We start from the raw sequence: 1,173 nt of genomic DNA on the forward strand, positions 1-1,173 counted from the left end.
CGCCAAACCCGACGGCGCCCAGCGCCTCGCCGAAGCCGCCCTCGCCGCCGCCGGCCGGGTGGACACCCTGGTCGCCAGCGCCGGCCTCGGCTGGCGCGGCCCCTTCGCCCAGACCCCCACCGACACCCTGGACCGGATGCTGGAGGTCAACCTCGCCGCCCCACTGCGGCTGGCCCGGCTGCTCCTGCCCGGGATGCTGGAGCGCGACCGGGGCCGGATCGTGCTGCTCGGCTCGATGGCCGGTCAGGTCGGCGTCCGCGACGAGGCCGCCTACGCCGCCACCAAGGCCGGGCTGACCATGTTCGCCGAGAGCCTCTGGTACGAGCTGCGCGGCACCGGCGTCGGCGTCCGGCTGATCCTCCCCGGAGCGGTGGCGACCCCCTTCTTCGCCACCCGCGGCACCGACTACCAGCGCGAACGCCCCCGTCCCGTCTCCGCCGAGGCGGTGGCCGACCTCGTCCACGCGGCGCTCACCACCGACCGCGACCGCGCCTTCCTCCCGCACTGGCTGGACTTCCCGGCCCGGATCCACGGCGCCGCCCCGGGCTTCTTCCGGCGGATGGCGGCCCGGTTCGGGTGAGGACCCGGAGGGGCGCGGGCCTCCTGCTCGGCGCCGCAGCGGGCGTCGAACTGCTCCACCTCGCCCCGGCCGCCGTCCGGCTGCCGCCCGTCAAGCGCCTGCTGGCCCGCCGCACCGCCGGCTACGGCACCGCCCCGGGGCACCTCGCCCTCACCTTCGACGACGGCCCCGACCCGCGCGGCACCCCGCCGATCCTGGACGCCTTGGACGCCCTCGGCCTGCACGCCACCTTCTTCCTCCTCGGCGCCATGCTCGAACGCTCCCCGGACCTCGGCCGCGAACTGGTCGCCCGGGGCCACGAGCTCGCCGTCCACGGCTGGCACCACCGCCCCCAGTACTACCCCGCCCCCGCCCGCGACCTGCGCGAACTGCGCCGCGCCACCGAGGCGTTGACCGCCCTCACCGGCGCGCCCCCGCTCTGGTACCGCCCGCCCTACGGCGTCCTGACCGCCGGTCAGGCCCTGGCCGCCCGCCGCCTCGGCCTGCGCACTGTCCTGTGGACGGCCTGGGGCCGCGACTGGGAACCCGGCGCCACCGGCCCCACCGTCCTCGCCACCGCCCGCCCCCACCTCACCGCCGGCGCCACCCTCCTC

2 protein-coding genes are annotated in these 1,173 nt (G+C 77.8%); both read left to right on the forward strand.

The annotated features are described in order from the left end of the window. Positions 1–580 (forward strand): SDR family NAD(P)-dependent oxidoreductase (locus VR45_RS41510; protein WP_045945169.1); only part of this gene is annotated, 580 nt, incomplete at its 5' end. Continuing rightward, a partial coding sequence (locus VR45_RS41515; RefSeq protein ID WP_045945170.1) for a polysaccharide deacetylase family protein occupies positions 577–1,173 on the forward strand: 597 nt, incomplete at its 3' end. The genes VR45_RS41510 and VR45_RS41515, both read left to right, overlap by 4 nt.

It is taken from the genome of Streptomyces sp. NRRL S-495 (assembly GCF_000966955.1).
Taxonomy (GTDB): Bacteria; Actinomycetota; Actinomycetes; order Streptomycetales; family Streptomycetaceae; genus Kitasatospora; species Kitasatospora purpeofusca.